The following is a 12,990-nucleotide window of genomic DNA, read 5'->3' as shown; positions in this document are numbered from 1 at the left end:
ATAAGATTTTCTAGATTCCTTTCCTAGCAAGGGTTTAGGCCCTTTTGTTTAATGCTTATTGCCCATTTCTGCCCAATTTCGAGCGCGATGGGGACTTCTCTCCTATTATAGCATGTTTTCCCCGTCCGAAAAAGCTGATTTTTTATTTAAACAGCGTTGTGACAATGAGTTGGACGTTTAAAAGAGTCAGAAGAGTAGCTACTCCGTAAGCTAAGTAGGTATTCCATTTTGCATTGACAAATTCTCCCATGATTTTTTTATTGGAGGTAAAGTAAACCAAGGGGAAAATTGAAAATGGTAAAGCCAGAGATAAGAAGACTTGAGAATAGACCAACAAATCATCTAGAACACTTTCCTGATCCCCAAATAGAAAGGCGACAATCAGGACCGGAGTGAGGGCCAACATCCTAGTAAAGAGGCGGACAAGCCATTGAGGAAGCCGGAATTTAAGAAAACCTTCCATGACAATTTGTCCCGTCAGAGTGCCTGTAATGGTTGAATTCTGACCACTTGCTAACAAAGCAACAGCAAAGAGGGTTGACAGAAAAGGACTTGCAATAGCTCCTGCAATGGCATTGTTTTGCAAGGCGTCATACATACTAGAGAAGGCTCCAATTTCTTCAGCGTGTCCAAAAAAGAGGGCCGCTCCGAGAATCAACAAGAGAGAGTTGACAACAAAAGCCAGGGTCAATTCAATATTGGAGTCCCAGGTCATGAAACGTACAGCCCGACGAACATCTGCAGGATCCTCATAATCGACCTTCCGTGTCTGTGAAATAGAGGAATGCAAATAGAGATTATGGGGCATGACGGTTGCACCAATAATCCCCAGGGCTAGCGTCAAGGCTTGTGATCCTTTAGGAAGACCAATGCCTACGATTTCCTTTTTGGGAATAAACCCAGCAAAAATTCCACCTATATCTGGTTTTGATAGGACCACAAGATAGATAAAAATCCCCAAAATGGTCAAAATCAAGGTGGAGACAATGGCCTCAATCTTGCGAAAACCTAAGTGCATGAGTCCAAGGAGGAGGAAGACATCCAGGATGGTGACCAAAATAGAAAAGAGCAAGGGCCATCCGAACAGCAAATGGAGCGCAATCCCCGAACCAATGACTTCTGCTAAATCTGTCGCCATCAAAGCTAATTCAATCACTAACCAGAGAATATAGCGGAGCCACTTGGGCAAATGCGTCGCTGTTGTCTGGGCCAAATCTTTCCGATGGACAATCCCTAGTTTCCCAGCCATCTGTTGCAATTGCATGGCAATCAAGGAAGACAAGAGAACCACCGACAAAAGCAAGTAACGATAGTGAGCCCCTCCAACAACGCTGGTGATCCAGTTCCCAGGATCCATGTAGCCCACTGCTACTAGGCTCCCTGGACCTGAAAATAATAACAAGGTCCTCCAAAAAGAAGTTCCCTTGGGAACCTTGACGGATTGATTGATTTCTTGGAGCGATTTCCGCTCTAACTGTTCTAAACTCATGATACCCTTCTTTCCACGACGTTACTTCCCCTTGATTATAGCACAAATGAAAAATTTCGGTAAATTTTCTCTGCATTTTCAATAAATCCCCTCCTAGCTCCCGCTTCACCATTTTCTTCGTATTCCTTTAGCGATTTTTTCTCCTTTGTTCCTCCAAATTGAACCGAATAGCTTCAAAAATGAACCAAATAGATTTTTCACCCTATCCTACTGCAAAAGCTTGTATACTAATCGTAACTGAAATACAGCTCAGTTATTTATTGAACAGCAAAGGAAAGAAACTATGATCTATGTCATTGAATACAATTATCCCTCTAAGATGTTGGTCGAACATATTAACAACTATCTGGAGAAAAAACGGGTTCGTAATCTACCAGTCAAGCTGGTCTATAATGGAAATATCTCCTATATTGACTATGACTTGAAAAACATCTACTTCTTCTCCTGTCAAGGAAATTCTGGAATCAACGCCTACAAAGAGCTCGAACGCATCCGGAGAAATGATCCTTTCGGACGCATTATCGTTCACTCTAACAAGGTGGACGGACGCAGACTCATGGACCACAAACTACAAGTATATGGTTTGATGGAACTAAGCCTTAGTGACTACGGAAAGCCAGACCTCTATTATCAAGAGCTTGACTTTTTGCTAGGTGATCTCTACGAAGAGCTCTGGGAAATGGCTGCAGAAGCCAAGTACGCTGCTGGGAAGAAAACCAATCAGCTCTTCCCACGCTGGGGTCCTGAAATCGGAATTTACCCACCTAAGCGTTATTCCATCCACCTCCGTCAAAATCCAAACGAAGACGATTAACTCATAAAAAGTGGAGCCTGGGGACAGGGTCCATTTTTTATGTTACAATGAACTGGAAATGAAATGAGATGAGAAAAAGGAGATCTTATGAACCACTACGATACCATTGTCATCGGAGGAGGCCCTGCTGGTATGATGGCTACTATCTCTAGTAGCTTTTATGGTCAGAAAACCCTTCTCATTGAAAAAAATCGGAAACTCGGAAAAAAATTAGCTGGGACTGGTGGAGGACGATGCAATGTGACCAACAATGGAAGCCTGGACGATCTCCTTGCAGGAATTCCAGGCAACGGACGCTTCCTTTACAGTGTCTTCTCCCAGTTTGATAACCATGATATCATCCGCTTCTTCACAGAAAACGGGGTCAAACTCAAGGTCGAAGACCATGGTCGCGTTTTTCCAGCCAGCGACAAATCGCGAACCATAATCGAGGCTTTGGAAAAGAAAATCATTGAACTTGGTGGACAAATTGCTACTCAAACAGAGATTATTTCGGTTAAAAAGATAGACGACCAGTTTGTCCTGAAATCAGCAGACCAGACCTTTACTTGTGATAAACTCATTGTCACCACTGGTGGAAAGTCCTACCCTTCGACGGGCTCTACCGGTTTCGGCCATGAGATTGCTCGCCACTTCAAACACACTATTACCGAGCTTGAAGCTGCCGAGAGTCCTTTATTGACGGATTTTCCGCATAAGGCCTTGCAGGGTATTTCACTGGACGATGTGACTCTCAGCTATGGCAAGCATGTCATCACCCATGACCTGCTCTTTACTCATTTTGGCTTGTCAGGCCCTGCTGCACTACGCATGTCTAGCTTTGTCAAGGGTGGTGAAATCCTCTCCTTAGATGTCTTGCCACAACTTTCTGAAAGTGATTTGCTATCATTTCTTGAAGAAAACCGTGAAAAATCCTTGAAAAATGCTTTGAAAATCATGCTCCCTGAACGCTTGGCAGAATTCTTTGTTCAAGGATATCCTGAAAAAGTCAAACAGCTAACTGAAAAGGAACGTGAGCAACTTGTCCAGTCTATCAAATCTCTCAAAATCCCTGTGACTGGCAAGATGTCCTTGGCCAAGTCCTTTGTAACGAAAGGTGGTGTCAGTCTCAAGGAAATCAATCCCAAGACCTTGGAAAGCAAACTGGTTCCTGGCCTCCACTTTGCGGGTGAAGTCCTGGACATCAACGCCCACACAGGTGGCTTTAACATCACTTCTGCCCTCTGCACCGGTTGGGTGGCAGGAAGTCTGCATTATGATTAAATATCAAAGGTTGTAAAAAATGAACAGAAGAGAATCAGTCGAATTTGTTAACATGTGTATGATTAAAAATGGGGACAAGGTTCTGGTTCAAAATCGAGTTAGTCCTGACTGGCCTGGCATTACTTTTCCTGGCGGACATGTTGAACGTGGCGAATCCTTTGTCGATGCTGTCATTCGTGAAGTGAGAGAAGAAACGGGTCTAACCATTTCTAAAACCCAACTCTGTGGCATCAAGGACTGGTACGATGATGAGGATTACCGTTATGTCGTCCTTTTTTACAAGACCGAACACTTTACTGGTGAGCTCCAGTCTTCAGACGAAGGAAAGGTCTGGTGGGAAGAGTTTGAAAATCTATCTCGTCTAAAACTTGCAACCAATGATATGTCTGATATGCTTCGTGTTTTTTTGGAAGATGATCTCAGTGAATTCTTCTACTATAAAGACGGTGACGACTGGCTTTATGATTTAAAATAGAAAATAATCGGCGGAGAGTCCTCCGCCGATTATTTTATTTGCTCTGTTTTTCAACATAGTGGGCAATCACATCTGATGTGTACTGGGCTGTTCCAGGTCCAAATTTATCAATATTCTCCTTGAACTCAGGGTTATAGACGTATCCTTTACCGATATATCCGAAGACTTCAATAGAGCAGTCAAATCCATAAGTACGGATGGCTTGCAAGAGCTTGCCTGCTTGCTTTTGGTTTTCAGTTGCTGTTGCAGGTAAACCAGCTTGAAGATTTTGTGCTAAGGTTTGAAAGACTTGGTTAAAGGCGACCGTAGACTCATCTTCGCGACCTTTTTGGCGTTCGAGGGCTTGATCCATGACTTCTTGTCCATATTTCTCTACCGCTTCTTGCTGATATTTTTGATGATCTTGATAGCTAAATCCAGTGAATTTTTCCTCAATGGTCATTTTTCTTTCTCCTTTTTGTTCTTGAATGGTTTTTTGCAAGGTGGAAATCAAGGTATCCAGATGTTGCCTTTCTCGAGTTAGATACTCCAACTGCCTAGTCAAATGGGGCAATAAATCTTTCCTTTCTTCCTTTAACAGCTCTGCTATTGTTTCTAAAGAAAAGCCTAGATATTTGTAGTAAAGAATGACCTGAAGGCGTTCCAAATCCTCTTGACTGTATGTTCGATAGCCGTTTTCCGACTTTAAGGGGACTAAGAGTCCTATCTTGTCATAGTGGTGCAGGGTCTTGACAGAGACACCTGAAAGCTGCGCAGCTTCTTTTATTTGGTACATGATTTCCTCCTTATACTCAATGAAAATCAAAGAGCAAACTAGGAAGCTAGCCGCAGGCTGTACTTGAGTACGGTAAGGCGACGCTAACGTGGTTTGAATTTGATTTTCGAAGAGTATTACATTGATAGTATAAACCCTCCCCTTAGGTCAGAGTCAAGTATTTTTGAGAAAATTTTTTAACTTTTTGAGAAAACTATGAAAACCTGAAAATCGCTTTCTTGACAGTCTTTAAAAATCATGATAGGATAATCAAGTCTATCAATCAAAGAAAAGGCTCAAAAGAGCCATTGAGAGAAGGCTATTTGACAACTCAAGTAGCCTTTTCTTAATTTAGAAAATAGAACGGAGTTTAACGATGTCTGAAAAATCGCAATGGGGCTCAAAACTTGGCTTCATCCTAGCCTCTGCAGGTTCTGCAATTGGGCTTGGGGCTGTTTGGAAGTTTCCCTATATGACCGCTGCTAACGGAGGTGGAAGTTTCCTCCTCGTTTTTTTGATAGCGACTCTACTCATCGGCTTTCCCCTCTTACTGGCTGAATTTACTCTAGGACGTGCAGCTGGTGTCTCTGCCATTAAAACCTTTGGAAAACTCGGTGGCCGTCGCTTCTACGATGGAATTGGCTGGATTGGAGCCTTTGCTCTCTTCATTCTTCTCTCCTTTTACAGTGTCATCGGTGGTTGGATCCTGATTTATTTAGGAGTTGCCTTGGGAGAATTATTTCAAGTCTTGACAGTTAGAGACTACACCCAGCTTTTCGGGGACATTATTTCAAATCCCTGGTTAGCTCTTGGAGCCCAAGCGATCTTCATCCTCCTCAATGTCTTGATAGTTTCCAAGGGGGTAGAACAAGGGATTGAAAAGGCCTCAAAATTCATGATGCCTCTTCTCTTCATCATTTTCTTAGTCATAATTGGTCGTTCCTTGACCTTAGCTGGTGCTTGGGAGGGAGTCAGCTATTTCCTCAAGCCAGATTTCTCCAAGATGACCAGCCAAGGTCTGCTCTATGCCTTAGGCCAATCTTTCTTCGCCCTCTCTCTTGGGGTAACGGCCATGTTGACCTATGCTTCCTATTTGGACAAGGACACTGATCTGGTCCAATCCGGCATTTCCGTCGTCTTCATGAATATTGCTGTTTCCATCATGGCGGGCTTGGCGATCTTCCCAGCTATGTCAGCCTTTCAAATTCCTTCTACTAGTGGACCGGGACTCCTCTTTGTGGTCCTTCCACAAGTCTTTGACAAGATGCCTTTTGGGACCCTCTTCTATCTGCTCTTCCTGCTCCTCTTTCTTTTTGCGACCATTACCTCATCCGTCGTCATGTTAGAGATTAATGTCGGAAATGTCACCAACCAAAACAACAAAAAGCGGGCTAAATGGAGTCAAATTATTGGCCTTCTGACCTTTATCTTTGGGATTCCATCAGCTCTATCCTATGGTATTCTCTCCAAATGGACCCTCTTTGGAAAATCCTTCTTTGATTGCATGGACTTTTTGGTTTCTAACCTCCTTATGCCTTTTGGGGCCCTCTGCCTGTCTTTATTTACAGGTTATATCTTTGACCAAGTCCTAGCTCAAGAAGAACTCAAGGTTGGAGAAGAGAAAGCCAAACGCTTCCTCTTCAAGACTTGGATTTTCTTGCTTCGCTTTGTGATTCCAATCGTCATCCTCATTGTCTTTATTACACAATTTATCTAAAACAAAATCCACGAGTCCATAGGGATTCGTGGATTTTTCTTTATTTTGTAAGGGAAACACGGAAATCATTGTATTTGCTATAATCAAAGTCTTCATTAAGTCCTGTTACAAATACAATCGGTGTATAATGGCCCTCTTCCAAAATGAAACCGGCTTTTACCTTCATATTGGCTCCACCAAGTCCAGCAATACCTGGAAGGAGAGCATCAAAAGCTCCAGGTTCGTCTGTTTCCCAGTAGTAGATATTGCCAGAAGCTTGGACTGCCTTTGCTTTCGTCGTTGCAGTACGAACAGGATTCAAATCAGCTTGATAGAAGTTCGCTGTCGTAGTAACTGTTCCGTCCGCAGCCACTGTCATTTGGACATCTTTGGCAATTTCAGTTGTTCCTGTCCAAGTCCCTACTAGCTCTTCTGGAACCATTTGAGACGAATCTGTAGCCTTATTAGCGCTTGCAGAACCAGATCCTGTATCGGTTTGACCTGAGTTTGCTGCATCTTGTGAAGCAGCTTGTGCTCCTTCTTGTGAAGCAGCTTCAGTAGCTTTTGTCTCTTTCTTTCCAGAAGCTGCCTTTGCTTTTTTCTGACTAGACTTCACCGTCGTTTGTGCTTCTTTGGCAGAAGAGTTGTTCTCCTCTTTTTTTGAGCCACAGGCTACGAGTAGGCTTGCAGAAGTTAATCCTAAAACTGCTAAACTTGTCCATTTTTTCATCATCATGATCCCTCACTTCATTTGATAGACACTATTATATTACAATATGACACAATGTCAAGTATTTTTTGAAATATTTTTGTAACATTCGTAATAAAAAGAAATCTATCTAAAAATTCAGGAGATTCAGGCAACAAGCAATCGTAAGAGAGCGACCAAGACAATTCCAAATAGAACAGTGCCCATTAGGTTTTTGTAGCGAAAGGCTACCAGCATGGTTGGGATGGCTGCTAGCAGATCCAACCATCGAACCTGAGGGAGCTGGCCCACCTTCCCATCCACTAAACTTGAAAGGATCAAGGCAAAAATGATGGCAATGGGAAGATACTTTAGAAAACGCAGGACTGGATCTGGTAGGCCCCGGTATTTGACCAAAACAAAAGGCAAAATACGTGGAATCCAGGTCACCACTGCTGAAATCAAAATAACCAAGAATACCCAACTATTCACGCGCATCACAAATCACCCCCACTAAACAACCTGTTAAAGTAGCCACTAAGACCGCCAACGATTGGGTCAAAAAGAAGGTTAAAAGGAAAAAGCTAAGGGCCACAGCAGCTAAAACAAAGAACATCGTTTTCAGCTTTTCCGTCAAGCGCATCCCTTGAAACTGACCTGCAAAAATCCCAATAAACATGGCAACTAAGGCAAAGTCCAGGCCAAAGGCACTAGGATTGGGCAAGAGTGAACCCAAGGCGGTCCCTAAAATGGTTGAGGAGCCCCAGGCTAGATAACCGACCACGTTATTGCCATGCATCCAGGGAACAGTGATCCGGTCACTTTTCAATTTTTCACTCAAATAAACCCCGTAACTCTCATCTGTCAACAAACTACCAATTCCAATATTATGGACCAGGCTAGCCTCCTTAAAATCAGGGGAGGTATGCAGACTCATAAGCATATTGCGCAAATTGATGAAAAAGACGGTTAAGGCAATATTCATGAGGGACGAATGAACGGCAATCAAAGAGATCATAGCAAACTGAGAAGCCCCCGCGTAAACCAAGAGACTCATCAAGCCCATTTCTAAAGGGGAGAGATAGGGAGACGCCACCACACCACAGGCCAAGCCAATACTGATATAACCCAAGGCTGTCGGAAGGGCATCCCTGACCCCCTGCTGAAAATTCTTTTCCACTCTTTCTTCCTTTCTTTTTTGATGCTATCTATTATAACAAAAAAGGGACGGGAATCGTCCTCCCGTCCTTTCTGTTCGTTAGTTAACTATTCTAAATTCTCTTCTATCGAGTCAAAAGCGAGACTTGGTTTGGCATTTAAGTCTAAGCTAGCAAAATTCCCCTTATTCCATTCGCTGACACTGGCATAGGCAATCATCCCAGCATTGTCCCCGCAAAGGCGTAAGGGTGGAATAATGACCTTGACATCCGTGATTTCTGCCGCCAGGCGTTCTCGTAAGCCTTGGTTGGCTGCGACTCCTCCAGCTACAACCAGGGTTTTAACTGGGTACTTTTCTAAGGCTTTTTTGGTTTTTGCCATGAGAATATCCATCACTGCTGCTTGGAAGGAAGCCGATAGGTCTTCCTTGGACAGGGTCTCGCCTTTTTGCTCGGCATTGTGGTGAAGATTGATAAAGGCAGACTTGAGCCCTGAGAAGGAGAATTCCAGATTGTCTTCCTTGATCATGGCACGGGGGAAATCATAAACATCCTGACCTTGGTGGGCCAATTCATCAATCTCACGACCGGCTGGATAGGTCAAGCCCATGACGCGTCCGACCTTATCATAGGCCTCACCGACCGCATCATCACGGGTTTCTCCAACAATCTTATAATCACCCGCCTCCGATACGTAAACCAACTCGGTGTGTCCACCACTAACCAATAGAGCTAGCAAGGGGAACTCCAAAGGCTCGACACTCTGAGCAGCCATCAAGTGACCAGCCATGTGGTTCACAGGAATCAAAGGTATTCCATGCGCCCAAGCAAAGGCCTTGGTAGCAGCAAGGCCGACCAAAAGAGCTCCAACGAGACCTGGTCCATAGGTCACAGCAACCGCTGTGACTTCTTCCTCTGTAATTCCCGCTTCTTCTAGCGCTTCCTCGATACAGGCCGTAATGACTTCGACATGATGCCGACTGGCCACTTCCGGAACCACTCCCCCGAAGCGTTTATGACTTTCAATTTGACTGGCAATGACATTGGATAAGAGCTCTGTGTCGTTCTTTAAAACGGCGACACTAGTCTCATCACAGGATGTTTCAAATGCCAAAATATATCTATCCTTCATTTGCTTCCCTTTTCATCATAATGGCGTCTTCGGTAGGTGCATGATAATACCCTTTCCGGCAACCAATTTCTTTAAATCCTTGTTTCTGATAAAGAGTCCGAGCTGGAGTATTTCCTTCTCTCACTTCTAAAAAGACCTCTTTCTCCCAGGGGATGGTTTCGAACAACTGACGAGCAATCCCTTGACCCTGCCACTTTTTTCGAACAGCAATTTGGACCACTTCTAACTCGTATAGGTTTTCTTGTATGCCCAAGAAACCGACCAATTCTTCCCCATGATAGGCGAAGGCATACCAATTTTGTGCTTGTCCAAGATCCGCGAGGATTTGCTCCAAGGTCCAAGGACTTTGTCCATAGACATCGTCTAAGATTTCTACCAACTGATGGGCTAAATCGAGTCGCCCCGCTTCCTTCTCGATTCGGATCATAGGCGTTTGATGTAGGACTGACCAGACTCTTGATGGTCCTTGAGCCAGTTTTCCTCTGCCTCTACGCGCTTGAGGTAATTGGGCACAAAGCCATGGACAGAGACAGGTTCTTTTTTAAGTCCCAATCGGCCGATCCGTACCGCATCCGGTAGACTTTCTCTTATCAAAGCATGTGGCAAGGCTTCTTGAATCTGTTCTCTAAAGGCTTCCACTTCACCGAGGAAGGTCACCTTCTCAGCGCCCTTGGCTCTTTCTAACACAGCCTCAAAAGAGAGGTGAGCCTCCGGATAGAGAAGTGTATCCTCTTTGTAAAAGCCCGCATAGACATGGTTGCGCCGGGCATCCATTACTGGAATGGCCAGACCTTCTATCCCTTCTGGCACCAAGGCTAGTAAACTAGACACCCCTACTAAATCAATCTTTAGGGTTTGAGCTAGAGTTTTAGCCGTTGCTACTGCAATCCGCAAGCCAGTATAGGATCCTGGTCCCTCTGCTACTACAATACGATCCAAGTCAGTTGGTTTCCAATCAATACTGGCCATCAAAAATTCAATGGTGGGCATCAAGGTAATGCTATGGTTTTTCTTGATCGTAAGCGTCAACTCCGCTAATCGGTTTTCTTCCTCCAAAAGGGCAACAGACAGGGCCTTACTGGAGGTGTCGAATGCTAATACTTTCATATTTTCTCCTCTTTGTCTGTCTCATATTATACTACAAATAGACGCCAAACGGTAGAGGAAGCACCCCCAGACTGTGAAATCACCTGCTCTCTATTCCTTCTAAAAAAGCGCTTCCTTCTGCTTTCAGACCCTGCTTGCATCTTTTCCTTAGAGCCTATTTATGGTATAATGAATAATAATTGTATCGAATCAGGACAACATAAAGCAAGAGTAGGTGTCTCAGCTAGCTACTAGCTGTTTCTTTTCTGCTACAGTCCGAATAAGTGAAAGGAACCGAAACGAAATGATTTACAAAGTTTTCTACCAAGAAACAAAAGAACGCAACCCTCGTCGTGAAACGACTCATGCCCTCTATCTCGATATTGATGCGAAGAATGAGTTAGAAGGACGCATTGAAGCTCGTCGCCTTGTTGAGGAAAATACATCTTACAACATCGAATTTATCACCCTCTTGTCAGACCAACACCTAGAATATGAAAAAGAGTCTGGCGCATTTGAAATTACGGAGTTCTAATCCATGGCATATACCTTAAAACCTGAAGAAGTTGGTGTTTTCGCCATTGGAGGTCTCGGGGAAATTGGTAAAAATACCTATGGGATTGAATACCAAGACGAAATCATCATTGTAGATGCGGGGATCAAGTTTCCTGAAGATGATTTGTTAGGGATTGATTACGTTATTCCTGACTATTCCTATATCGTTGAAAATATCGACCGTGTCAAAGGGGTCTTGATTACTCACGGACACGAAGACCATATCGGAGGAATTCCCTTCCTCTTGAAGCAAGCCAATGTGCCTATCTATGCTGGACCTTTGGCCCTAGCCCTTATTCGTGGAAAATTAGAAGAGCATGGCCTCCTTCGTGGTGCTAAACTCTATGAAATCAACCAAAATACGGAGTTGACCTTTAAGCATATTAAAGCGACCTTCTTCCGTACGACCCACTCTATTCCAGAACCTTTGGGGATCGTTCTCCACACGCCTCAAGGAAAAATTGTCTGCACGGGAGACTTTAAATTTGACTTTACTCCAGTTGGTGAGCCAGCCGATCTGCACCGGATGGCCGCACTAGGAGAGGAAGGCGTTCTCTGTCTGCTTTCTGACTCAACCAACGCGGAAGTCCCAACCTTTACCAACTCTGAAAAAGTCGTTGGCCAATCCATTATGAAGATTATTGAAGGCATTCATGGACGCATCATCTTTGCTTCCTTTGCATCAAACATCTTCCGTCTCCAACAGGCTGCAGATGCCGCTGTTAAAACTGGCCGTAAGATTGTTGTCTTTGGACGCTCGATGGAAAAGGCCATTGTCAACGGGATTGAGCTGGGCTATATCAAGGTACCACCTGGAACAATTATTGAACCAAGTGAGATCAAAGACTACCCGGCAAACGAAATCCTCATTATGTGTACAGGGAGCCAAGGGGAGCCAATGGCGGCACTATCTCGTATCGCTAATGGAACCCACCGCCAAGTGCAATTGCAACCGGGTGATACCGTTATCTTCTCATCTAGTCCGATTCCTGGCAACACAACTAGCGTCAACCGCCTGATCAACATCATCTCTGAAGCAGGAGTCGATGTCATCCACGGTAAGATTAACAATATCCATACCTCTGGACACGGTGGTCAACAAGAACAAAAGCTCATGTTGCGCTTGATCAAGCCAAAATACTTCATGCCTGTTCACGGTGAGTACCGCATGCAGAAAATTCATGCTGGACTTGCGCGTGATTGCGGAGTAGAAAAGGATAACATCTTCATCATGAGCAACGGTGATGTCCTTGCCTTAACAGCCAACTCGGCTCGTATCGCAGGAAGTTTCAATGCTCAAGATATCTATGTCGACGGAAATCGCATCGGAGAAATCGGAGCTGCTGTCCTTCGTGACCGCAAAGATTTATCAGAAGACGGTGTTGTCCTAGCTGTTGCGACAGTTGACTTCAAGTCAAAAATGATTTTAGCTGGACCAGATATTCTCAGTCGTGGTTTCATCTATATGAGAGAGTCTGGTGACCTGATCCGTGAAAGTCAACGTATCCTCTTCAATGCTATCCGAATCGCCTTGAAGAACAAAGATGCCAACATTCAAACCGTACACGGTGCTATTGTCAATGCCCTCCGTCCTTTCCTTTACGAAAGTACGGAACGTGAACCCATCATCATCCCGATGATTTTGACACCAGATGAAGAAAACTAAGTAAAAAGAATGAGGCTGGGACAAAGGTCCTAGCCTCTCAATTGTCTTTGGATTGTCGAGCAAGACGCAGTGGTTGAGTGGGCTCTACTACGCTGATTTCATCAGCTTTTACAGCCCTACTCAACTGTGCGGAGGTGGGACGATGAAATTGAATTCTAACGAATGACCGACTTCTGTCCCACTCTCATTTTCTATCTATGAAAAATGAGCTAGGT

The 12,990-nt window shown here is 44.2% G+C and carries 14 protein-coding genes; 6 read left to right on the top strand and 8 right to left on the bottom strand.

Going from position 1 to position 12,990, the window contains the following annotated elements:
- Positions 1–142 precede the first annotated feature (142 nt).
- Positions 143–1,489, bottom strand: coding sequence for an Nramp family divalent metal transporter (locus D7D50_RS04255; protein WP_120701560.1), 1,347 nt, complete (start codon positions 1,487–1,489; stop codon positions 143–145).
- A gap of 283 nt (positions 1,490–1,772) precedes the next feature.
- Here D7D50_RS04255 and D7D50_RS04250 point away from each other — a divergent pair, with 283 nt between their 5' ends.
- The 3 genes from D7D50_RS04250 to D7D50_RS04240 all read left to right on the top strand — a co-directional run bounded on the left by D7D50_RS04250 (position 1,773) and on the right by D7D50_RS04240 (position 4,041).
- On the top strand, positions 1,773–2,303 hold the full coding sequence (locus D7D50_RS04250; RefSeq protein ID WP_023024466.1) for a hypothetical protein: 531 nt from the start codon (positions 1,773–1,775) through the stop codon (positions 2,301–2,303).
- Between the two features lie 87 nt (positions 2,304–2,390).
- The gene (aao, locus tag D7D50_RS04245) at positions 2,391–3,566 is read left to right on the top strand and encodes an aminoacetone oxidase (RefSeq protein WP_120701559.1); all 1,176 of its coding nucleotides are present in this window, start codon (positions 2,391–2,393) and stop codon (positions 3,564–3,566) included.
- 19 nt (positions 3,567–3,585) lie between these two features.
- Positions 3,586–4,041 carry an 8-oxo-dGTP diphosphatase gene (locus D7D50_RS04240; RefSeq protein WP_120701558.1) on the top strand — a complete coding sequence of 152 codons (456 nt, stop codon included), beginning with the start codon at positions 3,586–3,588 and terminating at the stop codon, positions 4,039–4,041.
- Positions 4,042–4,075: 34 nt separating this feature from the next.
- Here D7D50_RS04240 and D7D50_RS04235 read toward each other — a convergent pair whose 3' ends face one another.
- Positions 4,076–4,816, bottom strand: a complete 741-nt coding sequence (locus tag D7D50_RS04235; protein WP_120701557.1) for a MerR family transcriptional regulator — start codon at positions 4,814–4,816, stop codon at positions 4,076–4,078.
- A gap of 355 nt (positions 4,817–5,171) precedes the next feature.
- Between D7D50_RS04235 and D7D50_RS04220 the strand changes: the two genes are divergently transcribed.
- The gene (locus D7D50_RS04220) at positions 5,172–6,512 is read left to right on the top strand and encodes a sodium-dependent transporter (RefSeq protein ID WP_120701556.1); all 1,341 of its coding nucleotides are present in this window, start codon (positions 5,172–5,174) and stop codon (positions 6,510–6,512) included.
- A gap of 40 nt (positions 6,513–6,552) precedes the next feature.
- Here the strand turns inward: D7D50_RS04220 and D7D50_RS04215 are convergent, their stop codons facing one another.
- From D7D50_RS04215 to tsaB, 6 genes are all read right to left on the bottom strand, one after another.
- Positions 6,553–7,227 (bottom strand): hypothetical protein, encoded by a 675-nt coding sequence (locus D7D50_RS04215; protein WP_120701555.1) that lies wholly within the window; start codon positions 7,225–7,227, stop codon positions 6,553–6,555.
- Positions 7,228–7,347: 120 nt separating this feature from the next.
- Positions 7,348–7,677 carry an AzlD domain-containing protein gene (locus tag D7D50_RS04210; RefSeq protein WP_120701554.1) on the bottom strand — a complete coding sequence of 110 codons (330 nt, stop codon included), beginning with the start codon at positions 7,675–7,677 and terminating at the stop codon, positions 7,348–7,350.
- The gene (locus D7D50_RS04205; protein WP_120701553.1) at positions 7,664–8,359 is read right to left on the bottom strand and encodes an AzlC family ABC transporter permease; all 696 of its coding nucleotides are present in this window, start codon (positions 8,357–8,359) and stop codon (positions 7,664–7,666) included. Before D7D50_RS04205 ends, D7D50_RS04210 begins: the two co-directional genes overlap by 14 nt.
- An 86-nt stretch (positions 8,360–8,445) precedes the next feature.
- Complete coding sequence (tsaD, locus tag D7D50_RS04200; RefSeq protein WP_120701552.1) at positions 8,446–9,468, bottom strand: tRNA (adenosine(37)-N6)-threonylcarbamoyltransferase complex transferase subunit TsaD; 1,023 nt, start codon at positions 9,466–9,468, stop codon at positions 8,446–8,448.
- On the bottom strand, positions 9,458–9,895 hold the full coding sequence (gene rimI / locus D7D50_RS04195; RefSeq protein WP_120701551.1) for a ribosomal protein S18-alanine N-acetyltransferase: 438 nt from the start codon (positions 9,893–9,895) through the stop codon (positions 9,458–9,460). The genes tsaD and rimI overlap by 11 nt, the downstream gene beginning before the upstream one ends.
- Positions 9,892–10,575 carry a tRNA (adenosine(37)-N6)-threonylcarbamoyltransferase complex dimerization subunit type 1 TsaB gene (gene tsaB, locus D7D50_RS04190; RefSeq protein WP_120701550.1) on the bottom strand — a complete coding sequence of 228 codons (684 nt, stop codon included), beginning with the start codon at positions 10,573–10,575 and terminating at the stop codon, positions 9,892–9,894. Before tsaB ends, rimI begins: the two co-directional genes overlap by 4 nt.
- A gap of 283 nt (positions 10,576–10,858) precedes the next feature.
- Between tsaB and D7D50_RS04185 the strand changes: the two genes are divergently transcribed.
- Positions 10,859–11,089, top strand: coding sequence for a DNA-dependent RNA polymerase subunit epsilon (locus tag D7D50_RS04185; protein ID WP_006595537.1), 231 nt, complete (start codon positions 10,859–10,861; stop codon positions 11,087–11,089).
- A 3-nt stretch (positions 11,090–11,092) separates the two neighbouring features.
- Positions 11,093–12,775, top strand: coding sequence for a ribonuclease J1 (gene rnjA / locus D7D50_RS04180; RefSeq protein WP_023027298.1), 1,683 nt, complete (start codon positions 11,093–11,095; stop codon positions 12,773–12,775).
- Positions 12,776–12,990: the final 215 nt, after the last annotated feature.

The sequence above is a fragment of the Streptococcus koreensis genome (assembly GCF_003627135.1).
Classification (GTDB): domain Bacteria; phylum Bacillota; class Bacilli; order Lactobacillales; family Streptococcaceae; genus Streptococcus; species Streptococcus ilei.
This window is presented reverse-complemented; position numbering and strand designations above follow the sequence as displayed.